Source organism: Georgenia sp., from assembly GCF_054605595.1.
This window is the reverse complement of record NZ_JBTSDU010000001.1, coordinates 1-24,921: the sequence shown is the minus strand read 5'-3', so window position 1 is coordinate 24,921 and position 24,921 is coordinate 1. Positions and strand designations below refer to the sequence as shown.

Genomic DNA, 24,921 nt, shown 5'->3' with positions numbered 1-24,921 from the left:
CCCGGATCGCGCACGGCTTAGGCTGGTGCGGTGACCGAGACCAGCAACCGCCCCACCGGCGTCGACGAGACGCTCGTGGGGCGTTCCTATGCGCCGACGGAGACCTACGAGGTCGCGCGGGTGAAGATCGCCGAGCTCGCGGCCGCGACGGGCGCCACCCACCCCGCCCACACCGATCCGGACGCCGCCTGGGCGCTGGGCTACGCCGACGTGGTCGCCCCACCGACGTTCGCGACCGTGGTCGCCAACCGGGCCGAGCGGCTCTATGTCGCCGACCCCGAGTCGGGTATCGACTTCTCCCGCGTGGTCCACGCCGAGGAGCGGATCACCCACCACCGGCCGATCGTCGCGGGCGACAAGCTGCGCACCACGTTGCACGTGGACAAGATCGTCGCTCGGCCCGCGCTCACGCTGGTGACCACGCGTGCCGAGATCGCCGACGAGGCCGGCGCGCCCGTCGCCACCGTCCTGTCCACGCTCGCCGTCCGGGGGGAGGGCTCATGAGCGCCCCCGAGCTCACCGACCTCGAGGTCGGGCAGGAGCTCTTCACCCGCACGTTCGAGATCGACCGCACCCTCCTCGTGCGGTACTCGGGGGCGGGCGGGGACTTCAACCAGATCCACCACAACGAACGCGTGGCCCGCGAGGCGGGCCTGCCGGGCGTGATCGCCCACGGGCTGGCCACGATGGCCATGGCGGGCACCGCCGTCGAGGACTGGGCCGGGGACCCGGGCGCCGTCGTCGAGTACGGCGTGCGCTTCACCCGTCCCGTCGTCGTGCCCGATCCCGGGTACGCCGAGATCACGGTGACGGGTACGGTGCTCGAGCTCGATCTCGCCGCCCGGACGGTCCGGCTGAACCTCACCGTGACGTTCGAGGGGGCCACCGTACTCTCCAAGGCGCAGGCGACCGTCCGGCTTGGCTGAACCCCTGCCCCGCGCCGCCGTTCCGCCCTCACCGGTCGCTGCCGCCCGGGCGGCCTGGGCGACGTTCGCCGCCTTCGCCCTCAACGGCCTCGTCTTCGCCAACTGGGTCTCCCGGCTGCCTGCCGTCCGCGACGCCCTCGGCCTGAGCCCGGCCGAGCTCGGGGCGCTGCTCCTCGTCGGTGCTCTCGGCTCGGTCGTCGCGCTCCCGCTCACCGGGATGGTCGTGCAGCGCGTCGGCACCGCGCGCACCGTCGCCGGTGCCGCGGTGGTCAACGTCGCCGCGTTCGTCGTCGTCGCCCTGGCCGTCGGTGGGGGACAGGTCGGCCTCCTCGTCCCTGCCCTGTTCGTCGCCCAGATGGGGATCGCGGCCTGGGACGTGGCCATGAACCTCGAGGGTGGGCTCGTCGAGCAGGCCCTGGGCCGGGCGGTCATGCCACGGTTCCACGCCGGGTTCTCGCTGGGCACGGTCGTCGGTGCGGGCATGGGCGCGGCCGCGGCGTGGGCGGGGATCTCGGTGACCGTGCACCTCGTCGTCGTCCTGCTCGTCATCGGCGCGGCGGTGCTGGTGTGCGTGCGCGGCTTCCTGCCGGACCCGGTGCAGGCGCCCGCAGGCGCGCCTCGCGGCGGCGGCGCCCGGCAGGCGCTGCGGGCCTGGACGGAGGGGCACACCCTGCTGATCGGGCTCGTGGTCCTCGCCGCCGCACTGACCGAGGGGGCCGCGAACGACTGGCTCGCCCTCGCCGTCGTCGACGGCTTCGACCAGCCCGACTCCGTCGGCGCGATCGCGTTCGGCGTCTTCGTCGCCGCGATGACCACGATGCGGCTGCTGGGCACCGAGCTGCTGGAGCGGTACGGGCGGGTCGCCGTGCTGCGCCTGTGCACCGCCCTGGCCGTGGCCGGTCTGGTGATCTTCGTGCTCGCCCCCGCACTGCCGCTCGCCCTGGTCGGCGCCACGCTGTGGGGTCTGGGCGCCGCGCTCGGCTTCCCGGTCGGCATGTCCGCCGCCGGTGACGAGCCGATGCGTGCCGCGGCCCGCATCTCCGTCATCTCCACCATCGGCTACACGGCGTTCCTCGCCGGCCCGCCCCTGCTCGGCCTCCTTGCCGAGCAGGTGGGCTACCGGGACGCCCTGCTCGTCATCGGCGTGCCCCTGGTGATCGGGTTCTTCCTCAGCCCCGCCGCCGCCCCGCGCGGGACCGCCGCCCGGAGCGCAGCATCGCACCACGGTGCCGGCGTCCCGGAGTCGTAGCCTGGTGGGGTGCCCCAGCCCCCCGCCACCCCCACCGAGCGGGCCGAGCCCCGGCCCGGCGCCGTCACCACGCTCGCCGAGCTCACCACGCTGCGCGTGGGCGGGCCCGTGCGCCGCTACGTCGGCGCCACGACGGAGGCCGAGCTCGTCGACGCCGTCCGGACGGCCGACGAGGCCGGCGAGCGGCTCCTGGTCCTCGGCGGCGGCTCGAACCTGCTCGCGGCCGACGACCCCTTCGACGGCGTCGTCGTGCGGGACCTGCGCCGCGGTCTGGACGCCGTCGACGACGACTCCTGCGCGGGCGCCGCGGTCACCGTCCCCGCCGGGCAGCCGTGGGACGACGTCGTGCAGGCCTCGGTCGCCGAGGGCTGGATGGGCGTGGAGGCCCTCTCCGGCATCCCGGGCTCGACCGGTGCCACCCCGGTGCAGAACGTCGGCGCCTACGGCCAGGAGGTCGCCGGGGTGCTCTCCGCCGTCCGCGTCTACGACCGCCTCGAGCGCCGCACCCGCATGTACGCCGTCGGTGAGCTCGGCCTCGGATACCGCACATCCATGCTCAAACGGTCGCTGGCCGAGCCGAGCGGGGACCGCGGGTGGGGGCCGACGGGCCGCTGGGTCGTCCTCGAGGTCGGCCTGCAGATGCGGCTGGCCACCCTCGGGGCGCCGGTGCGCTACCCGGAGCTCGCCCGGACCCTCGGGGTCGACGTCGGCGCCCGGGTCCCCGCCGCCGACGTCCGCGCCGCCGTCCTCGAGCTGCGCCGCGGCAAGGGCATGGTCCTCGACCCCGCCGACCACGACACCTGGTCCGCCGGCTCCTTCTTCACCAACCCGGTCATGACGACGGCGCAGGCGCACGCCCAGCTCCCCCCGGACGCCCCCCGCTTCCCCGTCAACGACCACACCCGCATCGCCCAGATCGGCGCGGCCGCCCCCGTCGTCGACGGTCTCGTCAAGACCTCCGCCGCCTGGCTGATCTCCCACGCCGGCTTCGACCGGGGCTTCGGCCTCACCCCCGCGGCGACGCTCTCCACGAAGCACTCCCTGGCGCTGACCAACCGCGGGGGGGCGACGGCCGCGGACCTGGTCGACCTCGCCCGGGCGGTGCGCGACGGCGTGGCGTCGACCTACGGGGTCCGGCTCGAGCCCGAACCGGTGCTGGTCGGTCTCACGCTCTGACGCCTCGGGCCCGGGCGGGCGCCTCCGCCGGGGCCGCGAGCCACGCGTCGACATCGGCGAGCATCGCCCGCTTGGACCCCTCCGACGCCAGCGAGGCGTTGATCGAGCCGCGCGCGAGGCGGGCCAGGGCGCCGTCGTCGAGGCCGTGGTCCTCCCGCGCGATGCGGTACTGGTCCACCAGGCGGGAGAGGAACAGCAACGGGTCGTCGGCGCCGAGGGCCACCTGCGCACCGGCGTCGAGCAGCGCCTCGAGCGGCACGCGCGCGGCGTCGGGGTAGACGCCCAGGGAGACGTTCGACGCCGGGCACACCTCCAGCGCGATGCCGGCGTCGACGATCCGGGCGAGCAGGTCCGGGTCCTCCGCGGAGCGGATGCCGTGCCCCAGCCGCGCCGGCTTGAGGTGGGCGACGACGTCGCGCACGTGCTCGGGGCCCAGCAGCTCCCCGCCGTGCGGCACCCCGGCGAGCCCGCCGTGGCGGGCGATCCGGAACGCCGGGGCCCAGTCCGACGTGGTCCCGCGCCGCTCGTCGTTGCTCAGCCCGAAGCCGACGACGTCGCCCGGCCCGTCCCCGGCGTGCCTGACGGCCAGGCGGGCCAGGATGCGGGCGTCGAGGGGGTGACGGGTGCGCGAGGCGGCCACGATGACCCCGATCTCCACCCCGGTGGCGGCGCCGGCGGCCCGGGCCTCGTCGATGACGATCTCCAGGGCGGGGGTGATGCCACCGACGAAGGGTGCGTAGGAGGTGGGGTCCACCTGGATCTCGAGGCGGCGCGACCCCTCGGCGGCGTCGTCCGCCGCGGCCTCCCGCACGATCCGGCGCATCGCCGCCTCGGAGCGGACGACGGCGCGGGCGGTGTCGTAGGAGCGCTGGAACCGGAACCAGCCGCGCTGGTCGGCCGGCACGTGCAGCGGGTCGGCGTCGAGCAGGTGCTCGGGCAGCCGCCGGTCCTGCTCCGCGGCCAGCTCGGCCAGGGTGGTGGTGCGCATCGACCCGGTGAAGTGCAGGTGCAGGTGGGCCTTGGGCAGGCGGGTGAGGTCACGCACGAGGCCGAGTCTGCCATCCACCGACGCCGCACCCGGTGGTGGACGTGGTGAACTAGGCCCATGAGCGTTCCCGCGGCGGCCCTCCACGAACCGGCCGACGTCGCGCTGCTCACCGGTTCGGCGGCCGGCCCGATGCTCGCCGGCGCCCTCGAGGTCGAAGGGGCGCGCCTGGTGGGCTGGAAGGTCCACACCGTCCACCACCGTCCCGGCGCCGGGGTGACCGTGGGGTACACCGTCACCGTCGAGCGCGGCGCCGACGGTGCCACCACCCGCTCGGACGAGTACCTGTGCGCGACGACGGCGCACCTGACCCGGCCGCCGGGTCCGGGGCTGGTGCGCCTCGACCAGGCCGCCGACGGCCCGGTGGTCCACCTGTGGCGCCACCCCGCCGACCCCGAGCTGCCCGCCCTGGCCGTCGCCTGCAGCGCACCCGAGCTCACCGCCCGGCTCAGCACGCCCGTGACCGTGGAGCTGCTCGCGTACCGGCCCACCCGCCGCGCCGTCCTGCGCGTGCGACGCACGGACGTGGACGCCACCGCCTACGTCAAGGTCGTCCGGCCCTCCGGCGTGCACGTCTTCGCGGACCGGCACCGCCTCCTGACCGGCTCCGGGGTGCCCGCCCCGCGGGTGCTGCGCGTGGACGACGACGGGCTCGTCCTGCTCGCCGAGGGGCGGGGGACACCGCTGGCGAACCTGCTGGCCCGCGGGCTGGGCCACCGGGCGACCGGCGTGCTCGCCGCGCTGGTGGGCACGCTCGACGCGCTCCCCGCGGGGGTGCTCGACCTGCCCCGCCGCCCGGCGTGGTCGGAACGTGCCCAGCACTACGCGCACGCCGCCGCCACCGTCCTGCCCGAGCACGCCGCCCGGGCCCGGGCGCTCGCGGACGGCATCGAGATGCTGGTCGCCTCCGCCGACGCCGGCCCGGTGGTGCCCACCCACGGCGACTTCTACGAGGCCAACGTGCTCATGGACCCCCGGGAAGGTGTCGCCGCCGTCACCGCGCTGCTCGACGTCGACGCCGTCGGCCCGGGGCACCGCGTGGACGATCTCGCGTGCCTCCTCGGGCACGTCAGCGTCCTGCCCCATCTGGCACCGGCGACGTACCCGCACGTGCCGCCGGTGCTCGCGGAGTGGACCGCGGTGTGCGAGCGGCAGGTCGACCCCGTCGCGCTGCACGCGCGGTGCGCGGGCGTGGTGCTCTCTCTCGTCGCCGGTGCCAAGCGCACCGACGGCGCCCCGTGGCGCGCCGACGCCGAGGGGCGACTGGCGTGTGCGGAGCGGTGGCTCTCCGCCGGGCGGGAGCGGCTCGCCCAGCGCGGCCCGCACGACGGCTGACGCCCGGCGTCTGCTCTCCTGGCCACCACGCATTCGGCCACCGCGGACTGCCGCGTCCCGCTCGCCGGCCGCGATAGTCTTCCGGGCCGGAGGTGGCGCATGATCGCGGTGGTCGGCCCGGGGGCCGTGGGTGGCCTGCTCGCAGCACTCCTGCACCGGGCGGGGGAGGACGTCGTCGCTGTCGCCCGTGCGGAGACCGCCGGGCGCATCGCGCGGGACGGCATCGTCGTGCGCTCGCAGAAGTTCGGCGACTTCACCGCGCCGGTCCCCGCCGGCACGGACGTGCCCCGGCACGCCGCCGTCCTGCTCACGGTCAAGACCTACGCCCTCGACGACATCCTGCCCACCGTCGTCGCGGCAGCACCGCGGCACGTGCTCGCCCTCCAGAACGGGATGGGGCACGCCGCCCGGCTCGCCGCCACCGGTCTGGACACCGCCGCCGGCGCCATCCAGGTCGAGGCCGCGCGAGAGGGTGACGCGATCGTCCACCGGGGCGACTACTGCATCGTGCGGGTGCCGGACGCCGTCGCCGGGTGGGGCCTCGTGGCCGCGCTCGGCCGCGCCGGTGTGACCGTGCGCCCGGGCGGCACCGAGGCGGAGCTGCTGTGGCGCAAGCTCAGCTTCCTCGCGCCCACCGCGCTGCTCACGACCCGGACGGATCTCCCGCTCGGCCCGGCCCTCGACCACGACCCGGCCACCACGGCCGCCGTCGTCGCCGAGGTCGCGGCGCTGGCCACCGCCGAGGGGCTGCCCCGGACGGCCGAGCAGCTCATGACGACGCTGCGGAGCCTGTCGCCGGAGCTGCGGTCCTCCCTCCAGGGTGACTTCCGACGGGGCGGCCCCACCGAGCTCGAGGCCCTCGGGGGTGACCTGGTGCGGCTCGGGGAGCGCCACGCGATCGCGACCCCGGCGCTCGCGGCCGTCGTGGCGGAACTGCGCCAGCGCGCCGGCTCGACCGGCCGGTAGCCCGTCCCGCGCACCGTGCGGGGGTGCGCGGCACCGATCAGGCGAGCAGGTCCTGGATGCGACCGACGCCCTCGGCGAGGTCGGCGTCACCGAGCGCGTAGCTCAGGCGCAGGAACCCGCTCGGGCCGAACGCCTCGCCCGGCACGACCGCCACCTCGACCTCCTCGAGGATCAGGGTGGCGAGCTCGGCGGACGTGGTGGGTGTGCGGCCGCGGATGCTCCGGCCCAGCACGCCCCGGACGGACGGGTAGGCGTAGAACGCGCCCTCCGGCGTCGGAAGCTCGACGCCGTCGATCGCGCGGAGCATGTCCGTCATCGTGCGGCGGCGACGGTCGAAGGCGGTGCGCATCTCGTCGACGGCGGACAGGTCCCCGCCCACGGCGGCGATCGCGGCGCGCTGGGAGACGTTGGCGACGTTGCTGGTCAGGTGTGACTGCAGGTTCGTCGCCGCCTTGACCACGTCGGCGGGGCCGATCAGCCAGCCCACCCGCCACCCCGTCATCGCGTACGTCTTGGCCACCCCGTTGAGCACGATGGTGGTCTCGGCCAGCTCCGGGGTGGCGCGCACGATCGGTGTGAAGACGTTGTCGTCGTAGACGAGGTGCTCGTAGATCTCGTCGGTGACGACCCAGATGCCGTGCTCGAGCGCCCACCGCCCGATCTCGGCGGTCTGCTCGGGGGAGTAGACCGCGCCCGTCGGGTTCGACGGCGAGCAGAACAGGAGCGCCTTCGTCCGCTCGGTGCGGGCCGCCTCGAGCTGGTCGACGGTGACCTTGTACCCCTGGTCGACGCCGGCGAAGACCTCGACGGGTCGCCCGCCCGCGAGCCGGATCGCCTCGGGGTAGGTGGTCCAGTACGGTGCGGGGAGCAGCACCTCGTCGCCCGGGTCGATGATCGCGGCGAACGCCTCGTAGACGGCCTGCTTGCCACCGTTGGTGACCAGGACGGAGTCGGGCGAGATCACGTAGCCGGAGTCTCGGAGGGTCTTCTCGGCGATGGCCTCCCGCAGTGCCGGGAGCCCCTTGGCCGGCGTGTAGCGGTGGTTGACCGGGTCTTTCGCGGCGGCGACGGCTGCCTCGACGACGTAGTCGGGCGTCGGGAAGTCTGGCTCGCCGGCGCCGAAGCCGATGACGGGGCGGCCGGCGGCCTTGAGGGCCTTCGCCTTGGCGTCCACCGCGAGGGTCGCCGACTCGCCGATCGATGCCAGGCGCGCGGACACGCGAGGCTTGGACACAGAAGAGGAGGATGCGCTCACCCCCACATCGTGGCACGGCCGGTCCGCACCGGCCTGGGCCGACCGGTCCTCGGAACGCGGTGGACGGGGCTCGGGGCGGCCGGAACCGAGGGGCGGGTGTGACGGGCCTCCCGCCGCCCAGGTTCGACCCGGGGGCCGGGAAGGACGTACACTCGACGCCGGTGGTTGACATCCGCCACGCTGGACGCTGCCCGTGCGGGCGGCCCGGGTCGTGGTCGGGTGGCCGGTCACTGATAGGGCAGTGGCGCAATTGGTAGCGCACCGGTCTCCAAAACCGGCGGTTGTGGGTTCGAGTCCCTCCTGCCCTGCTGGGACTCCTCCCGATCCGGGAAGCACGGATGTCCTGAGGTCTCGCCGTTCGGCGGGACATGTCGCCGGCGGGGAGTCGGACCTGACCGAGAACCGTGAGGAAGAACCTGTGAGCGAGTCTGCAAGCGCGACCTCGGGCCGTCCCGAGCGCGCCCGCAGCGCGTCCGGTGCGGACGGCAAGAAGAAGCGCGGCCTCTTCGCGAGGCTCGCGCTCTTCGTGCGCGAGGTGATCGCCGAGCTCAAGAAGGTGGTCCGCCCCACGCGCAGCGAGCTGTGGACCTACTTCGTCGCCGTCCTGGTCTTCGTGCTGATCATCATGGCGTTCGTGGGCGTGCTCGACCTGGGCTTCGGTCGGCTCGTGCTGTGGGTGTTCGGCTGAGCCTCATGACGTCGTCCGTCCGTCCGCTGCTGGGCGACACCCAGCAGACACCCCTACAGAGCAGAAAGCAGGTCCCGCGTGCCTGAGAACCTCGAGCCGACCGACGTCGACGAGGCTGCCGACGCCGTCGACGAGACCCCGACGGCCGACGAGACGCAGGCTGACGAGACGCCGGCCGACGTCGCCGCCGCCGCAGCCCCCGCTGACGGCGCGGCCGCCACCGACGAGGCGATCGACGACGCCTCCACCGACGACGCCTCCACCGACGACGCCTCCACCGACGACGCCTCCACCGACGACGCCTCCACCGACGAGGCACTTGCCGACGAGGCACTTGCCGACGAGGCACTTGCCGACGACACGGCCCCCGCTGAGGACGTCGACCCGGCCGCGGCCTTCCGCGACGAACTCCGCTCCCTGCCGGGCGAGTGGTACGTGGTGCACACCTACGCCGGCTACGAGAAGCGGGTGAAGGCGAACCTCGAGAACCGTACCCAGAGCCTCAACATGGAGGAGTTCATCTTCCAGGTCGAGGTCCCCATGGAAGAGGTCGTCGAGATCAAGAACGCCCAGCGCAAGGTCGTCAGCCGCGTGCGCGTGCCGGGCTACACGCTGGTGCGCATGGACCTGACGGACGAGTCCTGGGGCGCGGTCCGCCACACCCCGGGCGTCACGGGCTTCGTGGGCAACACCCACCAGCCCGTCCCTCTCACGCAGGACGAGGTCTTCTCGATGCTCGCCCCCGACGTCGAGGCCTCCGCCGGCACCCCGCAGGCCAAGGCCGCCGCGGGCGGCGCCGAGGCGACGCCGATCACGGTGGACTTCACCGTCGGCGAGTCCGTCACCGTGGTCGAGGGGCCGTTCGAGACGCTGCCCGCGACCATCTCCGAGATCAGCCCGGAGAGCCAGAAGCTCAAGGTGCTCGTCACGATTTTCGGCCGAGAGACCCCGGTCGAGCTGTCGTTCTCGCAGGTCACCAAGATCTGAGGGAACGTCCCGCAACACCGCCGGCGCCGTGGCGTCGACGGACCCGAGAGAAGAACCGTAAGGACCCGACATGCCTCCCAAGAAGAAGGTTTCCGGCCTGATCAAGCTCCAGATCCAGGCCGGCGCCGCGACCCCCGCGCCGCCGATCGGCCCCGCGCTGGGACAGCACGGCGTCAACATCATGGAGTTCTGCAAGGCTTACAACGCGGCGACCGAGTCGCAGCGCGGCAACGTGATCCCGGTCGAGATCACGGTGTACGAGGACCGCTCCTTCACCTTCGTCACCAAGACCCCGCCGGCCGCCGAGATGATCAAGAAGGCCGCCGGTGTGGCCAAGGGCTCCGGCACCCCGCACACGGTCAAGGTCGCGAAGATCAGCCGTGAGCAGGTGCAGGAGATCGCCCGCACCAAGAAGGAGGACCTCAACGCCAACGACCTCGAGGCCGCCGAGAAGATCATCGCCGGCACCGCCCGTTCCATGGGCATCACGGTCGAGGGCTGACCGATCACATCCGATGGACGCACCCCCAGGGGTGTGCAGTGGCAGGGTCCGCGCGGACCCGGAGACCACGACTGCTCAAGGAGAGAAGCAGATGACAACGCGTAGCAAGACGTACCGCAAGGCCGCCGAGAAGATCGTCGACGGCGAGCTCTACGCCCCGCTCCAGGCCGTGCGCCTGGCGAAGGAGACCTCCACCACGAAGTTCGACTCCACCGTCGAGGTCACCTTCCGGCTCGGGATCGACCCCCGCAAGGCGGACCAGATGGTCCGTGGCACCGTCAACCTGCCGCACGGCACCGGCAAGACCGCTCGGGTCCTGGTCTTCGCCGTTGGTGAGCGTGCGCAGCAGGCGATCGACGCCGGCGCCGACGAGGTCGGGGGCGACGAGCTCATCGAGAAGGTCGCCGCCGGTTACACCGACTTCGACGCCGCCGTGGCGACGCCGGACCTCATGGGCAAGGTCGGCCGCCTCGGCCGCGTGCTCGGTCCGCGTGGGCTCATGCCGAACCCGAAGACGGGCACGGTGACCATGGACGTCACCAAGGCCGTGACCGATATCAAGGGTGGACGGATCGAGTTCCGGGTCGACAAGCACTCGAACCTCCACTTCATCATCGGCAAGGTCAGCTTCGACGAGAAGCAGCTCGTGGAGAACTACGCGGCAGCCCAGGAGGAGATCCTCCGGCTCAAGCCCACCAGCTCCAAGGGCCGCTACATCACCAAGGCGACCATGTCCACGACCATGGGGCCCGGCATCCCGCTGGACGCGACCAAGACGCGCAGCCTCGCCACCGAGGACGCTTCCTGACGCCTGACGCACGGCCCGGCGCACCCACGGGGGCGCCGGGCCGCTGCCGTCCCCGCACGCACCCCCCCCGGCGGTGGAGCGCGGCCCCTGCCGCGTGCGACGTGGGGGACGCCACACCCGCCGCGTTTGCGGCCCGACAGCAGCGGCGGGTACAGTCGCCATTGCCAAAGACCGCCGGTCGCCCGTCTGCCAGACGGGGCCAAGTCCGCTCAGCGGAGCCAGCGCAGGTGTGTACAAAGTGAGCAACCTTCCCGGTGCGCCAGCGCCCCAGGGACATGCGAGCCCCGTGCCCTCCTGCACGGGGCTTCTGTCGTTCCCGGACACCGATCGCGCGGCACTATCGGAAGGAGGGCCATGGCGAGGCCTGACAAGGCAGCAGCGGTTGCCGAGATCACGGAGCTCTTCCGTGGGTCGAGCGCCGTCGTGCTGACCGAGTACCGCGGGCTCAGCGTCGCCCAGCTCAAGCAGCTGCGCCGCTCGCTCGCCGGTACCGCGAACTACGCCGTGGTGAAGAACACGCTGACGACCATCGCGGCGAAGGAGGCCGGCCTCGACTTCCTCGAGGGCGAGCTCTCCGGCCCCACCGCGATCGCGTTCGTGACCGGGGAACCGGTGGACGCGGCCAAGGTGCTGCGTGACTTCGCCAAGGCGAACCCCGAGCTCGTCATCAAGGGCGGCGTCCTGGAGGGCAACCAGCTCTCCGCCTCGGACGTCACCAAGTTGGCCGAGCTCGAGTCCCGCGACGTGCTGCTGGGCAAGGCGGCCGGAGCGTTCAAGGCCGCGCTGTTCCAGGCGGCATACATGTTCACCGCGCCGGCCACCAAGGCTGCCCGCACCATCGAGGCCCTGCGCGAGAAGCAGGCCGCCGAGGCCTGAGCCCACCCGGGCCCGGACCACGCCGGCGCACCCAGCCGCCGGCACGGCACGCACCACCCCCACCCACTGCTCGCGTAGCAGGCCAAGTTAGGAAGGAACGCCAACCATGGCGAAGCTCAGCACCGAAGAGCTCATCGAGGCTTTCAAGGAGCTCACGCTCATCGAGCTGTCGGAGTTCGTGAAGCAGTTCGAGGAGACCTTCGAGGTCACCGCCGCCGCCCCTGTCGCCGTCGCCGCCGCCGGCGCGCCGGCCGCCGGTGGCGCCGCCGAGGAGGTCGAGGAGAAGACCGAGTTCGACGTCGTCCTCGAGACCGTCGGCGACAAGAAGATCCAGGTCATCAAGGAGGTGCGCGCCCTCACGTCCCTCGGTCTGAAGGAGGCCAAGGACCTCGTCGACGGCGCCCCCAAGGCCGTCCTGGAGGGTGTCAGCAAGGACGCCGCCGAGAAGGCCAAGGAGGCCCTCGAGGGCGCCGGGGCCACCGTCACCGTCAAGTGACACCTGCCGGCCCCGGTGGGCGCGCTCGCGCCGCCGGACCGGGCCGGTGAACGCGCGAGGCCCGCACCGCCAGGGTGCGGGCCTCGCGCCGTGCCCGTCGTCGACGGGTGGCCGGGTAGCCACCCGGGAGTGCCGGTCCGGCCGCAGCAAGCGGCTGACCTGGCCGTTGGACAGTATAGCCAGATTTGGTTATGCTGACGCTTTGCGCTGACTTGTGCCTGTCGACAGGCTCCTCAACCGTCCCCCACGTGTCGGCGCGTGTGCCACCCATTCGCAGGGAAGGACCCCCTTTGGCTGCCTCGCGCACCTCTGCTGCACCAACTGCTGACGCTATCGCGACCCGAACCGCTTCGCGGCGCGTGTCGTTCGGCAAGATCCATGAGCCGCTCCAGGCCCCGAACCTTCTCGGCCTCCAGACCGAGAGCTTCGACTGGCTCCTCGGCAACGACGCCTGGCGCGAGCGTATCGCGTCCGGCGGCGGCAAGAACGTTCCCGCGGCCTCGGGTCTGGAGGAGATCTTCGAGGAGATCTCCCCGATCGAGGACTTCGGTCAGTCGATGTCCCTCTCCTTCCGCGACCACCGCTTCGAGCCCTCGAAGTACACGGCCGAGGAGTGCAAGGAGAAGGACTTCACCTTCGCGGCCCCGCTGTTCGTCACGGCGGAGTTCGTCAACTACACCACCGGTGAGATCAAGTCGCAGACCGTGTTCATGGGTGACTTCCCGCTCATGACCGACCGCGGCACGTTCATCATCAACGGCACCGAGCGTGTCGTCGTCTCCCAGCTGGTGCGTTCGCCGGGCGTCTACTTCGAGAAGGTCGCCGACAAGACCTCCGACAAGGACATCTTCACCACCAAGGTGATCCCGAGCCGCGGTGCCTGGCTCGAGTTCGAGATCGACAAGCGCGACGCCGTCGGCGTGCGCGTCGACCGCAAGCGTAAGCAGTCCGTCACCGTCTTCCTCCGTGCCCTCGGCATGACCGAGTCGGAGATCCGTGAGGAGTTCGAGGACTACCCGATCCTCATCGAGACCCTGGAGAAGGACAACGTCCACACGCAGGACGAGGCGCTGCTCGACATCTACCGCAAGATCCGTCCGGGCGAGCCGCCCACGGTCGAGGCCGGCCGCACCCTGCTCGAGAACTACTACTTCAACCCGAAGCGGTACGACCTCGCGAAGGTGGGCCGCTACAAGATCAACAAGAAGCTCGGGCTGACCACCGAGCTGAGCGACTCGGTGCTCCGCATCGACGACGTCGTGGCGGCGATCAAGTACCTCCTCGCGCTCCACAAGGGCGTCGAGGAGCTCCCCGGCACGCGCGACGGCGGGGCCATCCAGGTCCGCGTCGAGACGGACGACATCGACCACTTCGGCAACCGTCGCATCCGCGCGGTCGGCGAGCTCATCCAGAACCAGGTCCGCACCGGTCTGTCCCGCATGGAGCGCGTCGTGCGCGAGCGGATGACGACGCAGGACATCGAGGCGATCACCCCGCAGACCCTGATCAACATCCGCCCCGTGGTGGCCTCGATCAAGGAGTTCTTCGGGACGTCGCAGCTCTCGCAGTTCCTGGACCAGAACAACCCGCTCTCCGGACTGACGCACAAGCGGCGTCTCTCGGCTCTCGGCCCGGGTGGTCTCTCCCGCGACCGCGCCGCCATGGAGGTCCGTGACGTCCACCCGTCGCACTACGGCCGCATGTGCCCCATCGAGACCCCTGAGGGTCCCAACATCGGCCTCATCGGCTCGCTGGCGACATATGCCCGTATCAACCCGTTCGGCTTCGTCGAGACGCCGTACCGCAAGGTCGAGAACGGTGTCGTCTCCGACGACGTCGTCTACCTCACGGCGGACGACGAGGACCGGCACATCATCGCCCAGGCCTCGGCGCCGATCGACGAGACCGGCCGCTTCGTCGAGGACACCGCGCTGTGCCGGCTCTCCGGCGGTGAGCCGGCCCTCGTCGCGATCGACGAGATCGACTACATGGACGTCTCCGCGCGCCAGATGGTGTCCGTGGCCACCGCGATGATCCCGTTCCTGGAGCACGACGACGCCAACCGCGCCCTCATGGGCGCGAACATGCAGCGGCAGGCCGTCCCGCTGCTGCGCAGCGAGGCCCCGCTGGTCGGCACCGGCATGGAGCGCCGCGCGGCGGTCGACGCCGGCGACGTCATCGTGGCGTCCAAGCGTGGCGTGGTCACCGAGGTCTCGGCCGACTCGATCCACGTGGTCGCGGACGACGGCACCACGCAGCTGTACCGCGTGATGAAGTTCCGCCGCTCCAACCAGGGCAACTCCTACAACCAGCGTGTGCTGGTCGAGGAGGGGGCCCGCGTCGAGGTCGGCTCCGTGCTGGCCGACGGTCCCGCCACCGACGAGGGCGAGCTCGCGCTCGGCCGGAACGTGCTCGTGGCGTTCATGTCGTGGGAGGGCTACAACTACGAGGACGCGATCATCCTGTCCCAGCGCATCGTCTCCGACGACGTGCTGACCTCGATCCACATCGAGGAGCACGAGGTCGACGCCCGCGAGACGAAGCTCGGCGCCGAGGAGATCACCCGGGACATCCCGAACGTCTCCGAGGAGGTCCTGGCGGACCTGGACGAGCGCGGCATCATCCGCATCGGCGCCGAGGTCTCCGCCGGTGACATCCTCGTCGGCAAGGTCACCCCCAAGGGGGAGACCGAGCTCACCAGCGAGGAGCGCCTGCTCCGCGCGATCTTCGGGGAGAAGGCGCGCGAGGTGCGCGACACCTCGCTCAAGGTGCCCCACGGCGAGTCCGGCATCGTCATCGGGATCCGCGAGTTCAACGCGGACAACGACGACGAGCTGCCGCCGGGCGTGAACCAGATGGTCCGCGTCTACATCGCGCAGCGCCGCAAGATCACCGACGGGGACAAGCTCGCCGGCCGCCACGGCAACAAGGGCGTCATCTCCAGGATCCTTCCGGTCGAGGACATGCCGTTCCTGCCCGACGGCACCCCGGTGGACGTCATCCTCAACCCGCTCGGCGTGCCGGGCCGCATGAACGTCGGCCAGGTCCTCGAGCTGCACCTCGGGTGGATCGCCTCCCAGGGCTGGGACGTGACCGAGGCCGTCAAGGCGGCCGAGGAGTGGACCAAGAGGCTGCCGGAGTACGCCCACACGGCGGGGCCCCGGACCTCGGTCGGCACCCCGGTGTTCGACGGCATGGAGTACGACGAGCTGCGAGGCCTGCTGGCCCACACGTTGCCGAACCGCGACGGCGACCGCATGGTCGACACCGACGGCAAGGCCATGCTCTTCGACGGCCGCTCAGGCGAGCCGTACCCGGAGCCGATCTCGGTGGGTTACATGTACATCCTGAAGCTCCACCACCTGGTGGACGACAAGATCCACGCCCGTTCCACCGGCCCGTACTCGATGATCACCCAGCAGCCGCTCGGCGGTAAGGCGCAGTTCGGTGGCCAGCGCTTCGGCGAGATGGAGGTGTGGGCCCTCGAGGCCTACGGCGCCGCCTATGCCCTGCAGGAGCTCCTCACGATCAAGTCCGACGACGTCACGGGTCGCGTGAAGGTCTACGAGGCGATCGTGAAGGGGGAGAACATCCCCGAGCCCGGCATCCCCGAGTCCTTCAAGGTGCTCATCAAGGAGATGCGGTCGCTGTGCCTGAACGTCGAGGCGCTCGACGCCGAGGGCAACGCGATCGAGCTCCGGGACGCCGATGACGAGGTCTACCGGGCCGCGGAGGAGCTCGGGATCGACCTGTCTCGCCGTCCGGACGCGAGCAGCGTCGACGAACTCTGAGCCCGACGGGCCGGCCCGGACGGCCCGGGGGAGCGAACGGAACACGTTCCCCCGGGTCCCCGGGCCACTGGTGGCCCCGCCAGCGCTCCACCACAGCTGTACACGGTGTTCTGCCGGAGGAAGTAGGAACCCTTGCTCGACGTCAATGTCTTCGACTCGCTGCACATCTCGCTCGCGACGGCTGCCGATGTGCGGGAATGGTCGCACGGTGAGGTCAAGAAGCCCGAGACGATCAACTACCGCACGCTGAAGCCGGAGAAGGACGGCCTCTTCGGCGAGCAGATCTTCGGGCCCACCCGCGACTGGGAGTGCGCCTGCGGGAAGTACAAGCGTGTCCGCTACAAGGGCATCATCTGCGAGCGCTGCGGTGTGGAGGTCACCCGCTCCAAGGTCCGCCGTGAGCGGATGGGCCACATCGAGCTCGCCGCACCCGTCACCCACATCTGGTACTTCAAGGGCGTGCCCTCGCGCCTGGGGTACCTGCTCAACCTCGCGCCCAAGGACCTCGAGAAGGTCATCTACTTCGCCGCCTACATGATCACCGAGGTGGACGAGAGCGGCCGGCACGAGGACCTCACCTCGCTCCAGAACGAGATGGACCTGGAGAAGCACGCGGTCGAGACCAAGCGCGACACCGACATCGAGGCCCGCGCCCAGCGGCTCGAGGCCGACCTCGCCGAGCTCGAGGCCGCCGGCGCCAAGGCCGACGCGCGCGACAAGGTCCGCAAGTCCGCGGAGCGCGAGATGACGCAGATCCGCAAGCGCGCCGACCAGGACCTGGACCGCCTCGGGCGGGTCTGGGACCGGTTCAAGGGCCTCAAGGTCGGCGACCTCGAGGGTGACGAGCTGCTCTACCGCGAGCTCAACGCCCGCTACGGCATCTACTTCAAGGGCTTCATGGGTGCGGAGGCCATCCAGCGCCGTCTGGAGACCTTCGACCTCGTGGCCGAGGCCGAGTCGCTGCGCGAGACCATCGCCACCGGCACGGGCCAGCGCAAGACCCGGGCGCTCAAGCGCCTCAAGGTCGTCAATGCGTTCCTGTCCACCGGCAACTCGCCCATGGGCATGGTCCTGGACTGCGTCCCGGTCATCCCGCCGGACCTGCGCCCGATGGTGCAGCTCGACGGCGGCCGCTTCGCGACCTCGGACCTCAACGACCTCTACCGCCGCGTCATCAACCGCAACAACCGCCTCAAGCGGCTGCTGGACCTGGGTGCGCCGGAGATCATCGTCAACAACGAGAAGCGCATGCTCCAGGAGTCCGTGGACGCGCTCTTCGACAACGGCCGCCGCGGCCGCCCGGTCACGGGCCCCGGCAACCGGGCCCTGAAGTCGATCTCCGACATGCTCAAGGGCAAGCAGGGCCGGTTCCGGCAGAACCTGCTCGGCAAGCGCGTCGACTACTCCGGCCGCAGCGTCATCGTCGTCGGCCCCACGCTCAAGCTGCACCAGTGCGGCCTGCCCAAGCAGATGGCGCTCGAGCTCTTCAAGCCGTTCGTCATGAAGCGGCTGGTGGACCTCAACCACGCCCAGAACATCAAGGCCGCCAAGCGCATGGTGGAGCGTTCGCGCCCGCAGGTGTGGGACGTGCTCTCGGAGGTCATCCGTGAGCACCCGGTACTGCTCAACCGCGCCCCCACGCTGCACCGACTCGGCATCCAGGCGTTCGAGCCGCAGCTCGTCGAGGGCAAGGCGATCGCGCTGCACCCGCTCGTCTGCGCCGCGTTCAACGCGGACTTCGACGGCGACCAGATGGCCGTGCACCTGCCGCTGAGCACGGAGGCGCAGGCCGAGGCGCGCATCCTCATGCTGTCCTCGAACAACATCCTCAAGCCCTCGGACGGCCGTCCGGTGACCATGCCCACCCAGGACATGATCATCGGCCTGTTCCACCTCACGTCCGACCGGGCCGACGCCAAGGGCGAGGGCCGCGTGTTCGCGACCCAGGCCGAGGCGATCATGGCCTTCGACGCCGGCGACCTGGACCTCAACGCCGCCGTCCGGATCCGGATACCCGGGTTCGTGGCGCCGGCCGGGTGGGTCGCCCCGACCGGCTGGGAGGAAGGCCAGCAGGTCCTGCTCGAGACGACGCTCGGTCGCGCCCTGTTCAACGAGCTGCTGCCCGTGGACTACCCGTACATCAACGGCGTCGTCGACAAGAAGGTGCTCGGCGGCATCGTCAACGACCTGGCGGAGCGATACCCCAAGGTCGAGGTCGGGGCGAGCCTGGACGCGCTGAAGGAGGCCGGTTTCCGCTGGGCCTCCCGCTCCGGTATCACCATCGCGGCGTCCGACGTCGTCGCACCGCCCGCGAAGGCGCAGATCCTGGAGAAGTACGAGGGTGAGGCCGCCAAGATCCAGGAACAGTACGACATCGGTCTGATCACCGACGACGAGCGCCGCCAGGAGCTCATCGACATCTGGACCCAGGCGACCAACGAGGTCGACACCGCGATGCGGGCCAACTTCCCGGAGCGCAACACCGTCTTCCGCATGGTCTCCTCCGGTGCCCGTGGCAACTGGATGCAGGTCCGCCAGATCGCCGGTATGCGTGGCCTCGTGGCGGACCCGAAGGGCGAGATCATCCCGCGCCCGATCAAGTCCAACTACCGCGAGGGCCTGTCCGTCCTCGAGTACTTCATCGCCACCCACGGTGCCCGCAAGGGCCTCGCGGACACGGCGCTGCGGACCGCGGACTCCGGCTACCTGACCCGTCGTCTCGTGGACGTGTCGCAGGACGTCATCGTCCGCGAGCACGACTGCGGCACCCGGATGGGCCTGACCATGCCGATCGCCGAGGCCGACTCCCGGGGCAACCTGGTGCGCGCCGAGACGGTGGAGTCCTCCGTCTACGCCCGCACCATCGCCACGGACATCAAGGACGCGGACGGCAACGTCCTCGCCCAGGCCGGGGACGACGCCGGTGACGTGCTGATCGCCCGGCTCATCGCTGCCGGCATCACCGAGGTCAAGGTCCGCTCGGTGCTCACGTGCGAGTCGCGCGTCGGCACCTGCGCGAAGTGCTACGGCCGCTCGCTGGCCACCGGCAAGCTCGTGGACATCGGCGAGGCCGTCGGCATCATCGCCGCGCAGTCCATCGGCGAACCCGGCACCCAGCTGACCATGCGTACCTTCCACACCGGTGGCGCCGCCTCCGCGGAGGACATCACGCAGGGTCTGCCCCGGGTGCAGGAGCTCTTCGAGGCCCGTACCCCCAAGGGCGAGGCGCCGATCGCCGAGGCCGCGGGCCGGGTCAAGATCGACGACTCCGAACGCAGCCGCAAGCTCGTCATCACCCGCGACGACGGGCAGGAGGACGTGGTCTACCCGGTGACCAAGCGGGCGCGTCTGCTGGTCGAGGACGGCGAGCACGTCGCCGTCGGGCGTCAGCTCATCGTCGGTGCGGTGGACCCGAAGAAGGTCCTGCGCATCCTCGGGCCGCGTGCGACGCAGAAGCACCTGGTGGAGCAGGTCCAGCAGGTGTACCGCTCGCAGGGCGTGGACATCCACGACAAGCACATCGAGGTCATCGTGCGGCAGATGCTGCGGCGCGTGACCGTCCTCGAGCCGGGCGAGACGCGTCTCCTGCCGGGCGAGCTCATGGAGCGCTCCCGTTTCGAGGACGAGAACCGGCGCGTCGTCGGCGAGGGTGGCACCCCCGCTTCCGGCCGCCCCGAGCTCATGGGCATCACCAAGGCCTCGCTCGCGACGGACTCGTGGCTCTCGGCGGCCTCCTTCCAGGAGACGACGAAGGTGCTGACCGAGGCCGCCATGAGCGGCCGGCGCGACCCGCTGCTCGGCCTCAAGGAGAACGTCATCCTCGGCAAGCTCATCCCGGCCGGTACGGGGCTGCCCCGCTACCACGAGGTCGTCGTCGAGCCCACCGAGGAGGCCAAGGCGCGGGCGTTCAGCCGCCTCGGCTACAGCGACGTCGACTTCGGGCCGGCTGGCGGTTCGAACGACGCGGTGCTGCTCGAGGAGCTGGACTTCGGCCCCGACACGTACGGGTTGGAGTTCCGCTGATCCTGCCGGGTGCGTGTCGCCGTGCGGCGGGCGGACGGGCGATCGGCCCGGACGTCCGCCGCACGGCGGGCGTTGCGGCAGGTGTCGGCCCGGCCCTCCCGCCATGGCCCGGTCCGCCACCTGCCCCGCCAGAACGTGCAGCACATCACGCTCCGGGGACACTCCCACGCTTTGACGCGAGAATCCGCCGCAGAGTACTCTGGTCGGCGGTGCCCGCGACGTCGGGCTCTCGTGCGTGCGTCTCTCCCGCCGGTCGACCGAAAGGCGATCCAGGCTGGAGCGGGGTCCGCAGGCGTCTACGCCAGCTGGACAGCGGCGGCCGTCTTCCACTCAGGTTGGCAGACCCGCGGTGTCCGGTGCTGGTCGACACGCCCGACAACGGGGGCAAGGGAGCGAGCCTGGACAGGCCGCCTCGGCGACCCGGGCCGGTCGACCCCATGGTCGGGCGAGCAACATCATCGACAGCGAAGAACTTCGAGACGGAGACGTAGTGCCCACGATTCAGCAGCTGGTCCGCAAGGGCCGTAGCGTCAAGGTCGGAACCTCCAAGACGCCGGCCCTCAAGGGGAGCCCGCAGCGTCGCGGTGTGTGCACCCGGGTGTACACCACGACCCCGAAGAAGCCGAACTCGGCTCTCCGGAAGGTCGCCCGCGTGCGCCTGTCCAGCGGTATCGAGGTCACCGCATACATCCCGGGCGAGGGCCACAACCTGCAGGAGCACTCGATCGTGCTCGTGCGTGGCGGTCGTGTGAAGGACCTGCCTGGTGTCCGCTACAAGATCGTCCGCGGCGCGCTCGACACCCAGGGTGTCAAGAACCGCCAGCAGGCACGGAGCCGTTACGGCGCCAAGAAGGAGAAGAAGTAATGCCTCGTAAGGGCCCCGCACCCGCTCGTCCGCTCGTCGTCGACCCGGTCTACGGCTCGCCCGTGGTGACCCAGCTCGTCAACCGCGTGCTGCGCGACGGCAAGAAGTCCACCGCCCAGAAGATCGTCTACGACGCGCTCGAGGGTGTCCGGGTCAAGACCGACTCGGACCCGGCCACCGTGCTCAAGCGCGCGCTGGAGAACATCCGCCCGTCACTCGAGGTCCGGTCCCGCCGCGTCGGTGGCGCCACGTACCAGGTCCCGATCGAGGTGCGCGCGTCGCGCCAGACCACGCTGGCCCTGCGCTGGCTCGTGGACTACTCGCGCACGCGCCGTGAGAAGACCATGACCGAGCGTCTGATGAACGAGATCCTCGACGCCTCCAACGGTCTCGGCGCCGCGGTCAAGCGCCGCGAGGACACGCACAAGATGGCCGAGTCCAACAAGGCCTTCGCGCACTACCGCTGGTGATCCCGGCCGGCGCCCGGTGACCCCGGGCGCCGCCAGCACCGATCCTCCACGACCTACGACCGAAGAGAGCCTCACGTGGCACTTGACGTGCTGACCGACCTGACCAAGGTCCGCAACATCGGCATCATGGCGCACATCGACGCCGGCAAGACGACGACGACCGAGCGGATCCTGTTCTACACCGGCATCAACTACAAGATCGGTGAGACGCACGACGGTGCGTCGACGATGGACTGGATGGAGCAGGAGCAGGAGCGCGGCATCACCATCACCTCCGCGGCCACCACCTGCTTCTGGCACGACAACCAGATCAACATCATCGACACGCCCGGTCACGTGGACTTCACGGTCGAGGTGGAGCGCTCGCTGCGCGTCCTCGACGGCGCGGTTGCCGTCTTCGACGGCAAGGAGGGTGTCGAGCCCCAGTCCGAGACGGTGTGGCGGCAGGCGGACAAGTACAACGTGCCGCGCATCTGCTTCGTGAACAAGATGGACAAGCTCGGTGCGGACTTCTTCTTCACCATCAAGACCATCGAGGACCGCCTCAAGGCGATGCCGCTGGTCATGCAGCTCCCGATCGGTTCCGAGTCCGAGTTCTCGGGCGTCGTCGACCTGGTCGGCATGCGCGCGCTGACCTGGCGCGGCGAGGTCAAGATCGGTGAGGACTACGAGGTCGAGGAGATCCCCGCGGGGCTGCTGGCCAAGGCCGAGGAGTACCGCGCCAAGCTCATCGAGCAGGTCGCCGAGGCGGACGAGGAGCTGCTCGAGAAGTACCTCGGCGGCGAGGAGTTCACGGCCGAGGAGATCAAGCGGGGCGTACGCGCCCTGACGGTCTCCAGCCGGGCCTACCCGGTCTTCTGCGGCTCGGCGTTCAAGAACAAGGGCATCCAGCCCATGCTCGACGCCGTCATCGACTACCTCCCGAACCCGCTCGACGTCGGCGCCGTGCAGGGCCACGCCGTCGGCAACGAGGAGGAGATCGTCGAGCGTCACCCCACGGAGACCGACCCCTTCTCGGCCCTCGCGTTCAAGGTCGCCACGCACCCGTTCTTCGGCAAGCTGGTCTACGTCCGGGTCTACTCCGGCAAGGTCGTCCAGGGCGCCCAGGTGCTCAACTCCACCAAGGGGAAGAAGGAGCGCATCGGGAAGATGTTCCAGATGCACTCCAACAAGGAGAACCCGATCGAAGAGGCCCACGCGGGCCACATCTACGCGTTCATCGGCCTCAAGGACGTCACCACCGGTGACACCCTGAGCGCCCTGGACAAGCCCGTGGTGCTCGAGTCGATGAGCTTCCCCGAGCCGGTCATCCACGTCGCGATCGAGCCGAAGACGAAGGCCGACCAGGAGAAGCTCTCCCTCGCCATCCAGAAGCTCTCCGACGAGGACCCGACGTTCACCGTCAAGCTCGACGACGAGACCGGCCAGACCGTCATCGGCGGCATGGGCGAGCTCCACCTCGACATCCTCGTGGACCGCATGCGGCGCGAGTTCCGGGTCGAGGCCAACGTCGGCAAGCCGCAGGTGGCGTACCGCGAGACCATCCGCAAGACGGTCGAGAAGATCGACTACGTCCACAAGAAGCAGACCGGTGGCTCCGGGCAGTTCGCCAAGGTCCAGATGCGGTTCGAGCCGCTCGACACGGCCGAGGGTGAGCTGTACGAGTTCGAGAACAAGGTCACCGGTGGCCGCGTCCCGCGCGAGTACATCCCCAGCGTGGACGCCGGCATCCAGGACGCCATGCAGAACGGTGTGCTGGCGGGCTACCCGCTGGTGGGCATCAAGGCGATCCTGCTCGACGGCGCCTACCACGAGGTCGACTCCTCGGAGATGGCCTTCAAGGTCGCCGGCTCGATGGTGCTCAAGGAGGGCGTCCGCAGGGCGGACCCGGTCCTGCTCGAGCCGATGATGGACGTCGAGGTGCGTACGCCCGAGGAGTACATGGGTGATGTCATTGGCGACCTCAACTCCCGCCGTGGCATGATCCAGTCGATGGAGGAGGCGAGCGGCGTCAAGGTCGTGCGTGCCCTTGTGCCGCTCTCGGAGATGTTCGGCTACGTCGGCGACCTGCGGTCGAAGACCCAGGGCCGCGCGGTGTACTCGATGCAGTTCGACAGTTACGCGGAGGTCCCTCGGAACGTGGCCGAGGAGATCATCAAGAAGACCCGGGGCGAGTGAGTCCCACAGGTCGACCCCTGCAATAATCCATAACCGACCAGTAGGACCCACTCTGCCTCCGGCAGGAGCCTCCAGCTCCTGCCTGAAGCTGAGACAACTACCCAAGTCCCCAGGAGGACCCCAGTGGCGAAGGCCAAGTTCGAGCGGACCAAGCCGCACGTCAACATCGGCACCATCGGTCACGTCGACCATGGCAAGACGACGCTGACGGCGGCGATCTCCAAGGTGCTCGCCGACAAGTACCCCACCCTGAACACGTTCACACCGTTCGATCAGGTCGACAACGCTCCCGAGGAGCGTCAGCGCGGCATCACGATCAACGTGTCGCACGTCGAGTACCAGACGGAGAAGCGTCACTACGCCCACGTCGATGCCCCCGGTCACGCGGACTACATCAAGAACATGATCACCGGTGCCGCCCAGATGGACGGCGCGATCCTGGTGGTCGCGGCGACCGACGGTCCGATGGCCCAGACACGTGAGCACGTGCTGCTCGCCCGCCAGGTCGGCGTCCCCTACCTCCTGGTCGCGCTCAACAAGGCCGACATGGTCGACGACGAGGAGATCCTCGAGCTCGTCGAGATGGAGGTGCGTGAGCTGCTCTCCAGCCAGGAGTTCGACGGCGACAACGCCCCCGTCGTCCGCGTTTCCGCGCTGAAGGCCCTCGAGGGCGACCCGAAGTGGGTCAAGTCCGTCGAGGAGCTCATGGCGGCCGTGGACGAGAGCGTCCCGGACCCGGTGCGTGACATCGACAAGCCCTTCCTCATGCCCATCGAGGACGTCTTCACCATCACCGGCCGCGGCACCGTGGTCACCGGGCGCGTCGAGCGCGGCCAGCTCAAGGTGAACGAGGAGGTCGAGATCGTCGGCATCCACCCGACGAAGATGACGACGACCGTCACCGGCATCGAGATGTTCCGTAAGCTGCTCGACACCGCCGACGCCGGTGAGAACGTCGGTCTGCTGCTGCGCGGCACCAAGCGCGAGGAGGTCGAGCGCGGGCAGGTCGTCTGCAAGCCGGGCTCCATCACCCCGCACACCAAGTTCGAGGGCCAGGTCTACATCCTGGCCAAGGACGAGGGTGGGCGCCACAACCCGTTCTACTCGAACTACCGCCCGCAGTTCTACTTCCGCACCACGGACGTCACCGGCGTCATCACGCTGCCCGAGGGCACCGAGATGGTCATGCCCGGCGACAACACCGAGATGTCGGTGGAGCTGATCCAGCCCATCGCCATGGAGGAGGGCCTCGGCTTCGCCATCCGCGAAGGGGGCCGCACCGTCG

General features: G+C 70.6%; 20 protein-coding genes and 1 tRNA gene. 19 read left to right on the top strand and 2 right to left on the bottom strand.

The features are described from left to right. Positions 1–30: 30 nt before the first annotated feature. Genes ACYC1Z_RS00105 through ACYC1Z_RS00090 form a run of 4 tightly spaced genes read left to right on the top strand, consistent with a single transcriptional unit; the run spans position 31 to position 3,351 of the window. Positions 31–504 carry an FAS1-like dehydratase domain-containing protein gene (locus tag ACYC1Z_RS00105; RefSeq protein WP_461407526.1) on the top strand — a complete coding sequence of 158 codons (474 nt, stop codon included), beginning with the start codon at positions 31–33 and terminating at the stop codon, positions 502–504. Further along, positions 501–926, top strand: a complete 426-nt coding sequence (locus tag ACYC1Z_RS00100) for a MaoC/PaaZ C-terminal domain-containing protein (protein ID WP_461407525.1) — start codon at positions 501–503, stop codon at positions 924–926. The genes ACYC1Z_RS00105 and ACYC1Z_RS00100 overlap by 4 nt, the downstream gene beginning before the upstream one ends. After that, positions 919–2,175: an MFS transporter gene (locus ACYC1Z_RS00095; protein ID WP_461407524.1), complete on the top strand. Its 1,257-nt coding sequence runs from the start codon at positions 919–921 to the stop codon at positions 2,173–2,175. Before ACYC1Z_RS00100 ends, ACYC1Z_RS00095 begins: the two co-directional genes overlap by 8 nt. 9 nt (positions 2,176–2,184) lie before the next feature. Continuing rightward, positions 2,185–3,351, top strand: a complete 1,167-nt coding sequence (locus ACYC1Z_RS00090; RefSeq protein WP_461407523.1) for a UDP-N-acetylmuramate dehydrogenase — start codon at positions 2,185–2,187, stop codon at positions 3,349–3,351. On the opposite strand, the gene ACYC1Z_RS00085 is transcribed toward ACYC1Z_RS00090, so the two are convergent. Continuing rightward, positions 3,341–4,396 carry an adenosine deaminase gene (locus tag ACYC1Z_RS00085; RefSeq protein WP_461407522.1) on the bottom strand — a complete coding sequence of 352 codons (1,056 nt, stop codon included), beginning with the start codon at positions 4,394–4,396 and terminating at the stop codon, positions 3,341–3,343. The genes ACYC1Z_RS00090 and ACYC1Z_RS00085 overlap by 11 nt on opposite strands. A gap of 60 nt (positions 4,397–4,456) precedes the next feature. Here ACYC1Z_RS00085 and ACYC1Z_RS00080 point away from each other — a divergent pair, with 60 nt between their 5' ends. Both ACYC1Z_RS00080 and ACYC1Z_RS00075 read left to right on the top strand, forming a co-directional pair. Then, positions 4,457–5,731 carry an aminoglycoside phosphotransferase family protein gene (locus tag ACYC1Z_RS00080; RefSeq protein WP_461407521.1) on the top strand — a complete coding sequence of 425 codons (1,275 nt, stop codon included), beginning with the start codon at positions 4,457–4,459 and terminating at the stop codon, positions 5,729–5,731. Positions 5,732–5,830: 99 nt separating this feature from the next. Then, complete coding sequence (locus ACYC1Z_RS00075; protein ID WP_461407520.1) at positions 5,831–6,697, top strand: ketopantoate reductase family protein; 867 nt, start codon at positions 5,831–5,833, stop codon at positions 6,695–6,697. A gap of 37 nt (positions 6,698–6,734) precedes the next feature. Here the strand turns inward: ACYC1Z_RS00075 and ACYC1Z_RS00070 are convergent, their stop codons facing one another. After that, positions 6,735–7,931, bottom strand: a complete 1,197-nt coding sequence (locus ACYC1Z_RS00070) for a pyridoxal phosphate-dependent aminotransferase (protein WP_461407519.1) — start codon at positions 7,929–7,931, stop codon at positions 6,735–6,737. Between the two features lie 256 nt (positions 7,932–8,187). Between ACYC1Z_RS00070 and ACYC1Z_RS00065 the strand changes: the two genes are divergently transcribed. The 13 genes from ACYC1Z_RS00065 to tuf form a co-directional block, all read left to right on the top strand. Further along, positions 8,188–8,260, top strand: a tRNA-Trp gene (locus ACYC1Z_RS00065). A gap of 110 nt (positions 8,261–8,370) precedes the next feature. Then, a complete protein-coding gene (gene secE, locus ACYC1Z_RS00060) occupies positions 8,371–8,640 on the top strand; it encodes a preprotein translocase subunit SecE (protein ID WP_461407518.1) in 270 nt (89 codons plus the stop codon). Positions 8,641–8,718: 78 nt separating this feature from the next. Next, a complete protein-coding gene (gene nusG, locus ACYC1Z_RS00055; protein ID WP_461407517.1) occupies positions 8,719–9,627 on the top strand; it encodes a transcription termination/antitermination protein NusG in 909 nt (302 codons plus the stop codon). A 70-nt stretch (positions 9,628–9,697) separates the two neighbouring features. Further along, complete coding sequence (rplK, locus tag ACYC1Z_RS00050; RefSeq protein ID WP_461407516.1) at positions 9,698–10,129, top strand: 50S ribosomal protein L11; 432 nt, start codon at positions 9,698–9,700, stop codon at positions 10,127–10,129. A 91-nt stretch (positions 10,130–10,220) separates the two neighbouring features. Continuing rightward, entirely contained in the window at positions 10,221–10,937 is a 717-nt protein-coding gene (rplA, locus tag ACYC1Z_RS00045) for a 50S ribosomal protein L1 (RefSeq protein ID WP_461407515.1), read from the top strand. 354 nt (positions 10,938–11,291) lie between these two features. Continuing rightward, positions 11,292–11,813 (top strand): 50S ribosomal protein L10, encoded by a 522-nt coding sequence (rplJ, locus tag ACYC1Z_RS00040; RefSeq protein ID WP_461407514.1) that lies wholly within the window; start codon positions 11,292–11,294, stop codon positions 11,811–11,813. Positions 11,814–11,919: 106 nt separating this feature from the next. Next, entirely contained in the window at positions 11,920–12,309 is a 390-nt protein-coding gene (gene rplL / locus ACYC1Z_RS00035) for a 50S ribosomal protein L7/L12 (RefSeq protein WP_461407513.1), read from the top strand. Between the two features lie 290 nt (positions 12,310–12,599). After that, positions 12,600–16,100 carry a DNA-directed RNA polymerase subunit beta gene (gene rpoB / locus ACYC1Z_RS00030; protein WP_461407512.1) on the top strand — a complete coding sequence of 1,167 codons (3,501 nt, stop codon included), beginning with the start codon at positions 12,600–12,602 and terminating at the stop codon, positions 16,098–16,100. A 132-nt stretch (positions 16,101–16,232) separates the two neighbouring features. Next, positions 16,233–20,123, top strand: coding sequence for a DNA-directed RNA polymerase subunit beta' (locus tag ACYC1Z_RS00025; RefSeq protein ID WP_461407511.1), 3,891 nt, complete (start codon positions 16,233–16,235; stop codon positions 20,121–20,123). 490 nt (positions 20,124–20,613) lie between these two features. After that, positions 20,614–20,988: a 30S ribosomal protein S12 gene (gene rpsL, locus ACYC1Z_RS00020; protein WP_461407510.1), complete on the top strand. Its 375-nt coding sequence runs from the start codon at positions 20,614–20,616 to the stop codon at positions 20,986–20,988. Beyond that, a complete protein-coding gene (gene rpsG / locus ACYC1Z_RS00015) occupies positions 20,988–21,458 on the top strand; it encodes a 30S ribosomal protein S7 (protein WP_461407509.1) in 471 nt (156 codons plus the stop codon). The genes rpsL and rpsG overlap by 1 nt, the downstream gene beginning before the upstream one ends. Positions 21,459–21,533: 75 nt before the next feature. Continuing rightward, entirely contained in the window at positions 21,534–23,636 is a 2,103-nt protein-coding gene (gene fusA, locus ACYC1Z_RS00010; protein WP_461407508.1) for an elongation factor G, read from the top strand. 123 nt (positions 23,637–23,759) lie between these two features. After that, positions 23,760–24,921: elongation factor Tu (gene tuf / locus ACYC1Z_RS00005; RefSeq protein ID WP_461407507.1), on the top strand; the 1,162-nt coding region annotated here is incomplete at its 3' end.

Excerpts from the sequence above, each read along its gene's own strand:
- ACYC1Z_RS00100 (WP_461407525.1), top strand. The coding sequence starts at position 501 with ATGAGCGCCCCCGAGCTCACCGACCTCGAGGTCGGGCAGGAGCTCTTC.
- ACYC1Z_RS00080 (WP_461407521.1), top strand. The coding sequence starts at position 4,457 with ATGAGCGTTCCCGCGGCGGCCCTCCACGAACCGGCCGACGTCGCGCTG.
- ACYC1Z_RS00075 (WP_461407520.1), top strand. The coding sequence starts at position 5,831 with ATGATCGCGGTGGTCGGCCCGGGGGCCGTGGGTGGCCTGCTCGCAGCA.
- rplK (WP_461407516.1), top strand. The coding sequence starts at position 9,698 with ATGCCTCCCAAGAAGAAGGTTTCCGGCCTGATCAAGCTCCAGATCCAG.
- rplA (WP_461407515.1), top strand. The coding sequence starts at position 10,221 with ATGACAACGCGTAGCAAGACGTACCGCAAGGCCGCCGAGAAGATCGTC.
- rplJ (WP_461407514.1), top strand. The coding sequence starts at position 11,292 with ATGGCGAGGCCTGACAAGGCAGCAGCGGTTGCCGAGATCACGGAGCTC.
- rplL (WP_461407513.1), top strand. The coding sequence starts at position 11,920 with ATGGCGAAGCTCAGCACCGAAGAGCTCATCGAGGCTTTCAAGGAGCTC.
- rpsG (WP_461407509.1), top strand. The coding sequence starts at position 20,988 with ATGCCTCGTAAGGGCCCCGCACCCGCTCGTCCGCTCGTCGTCGACCCG.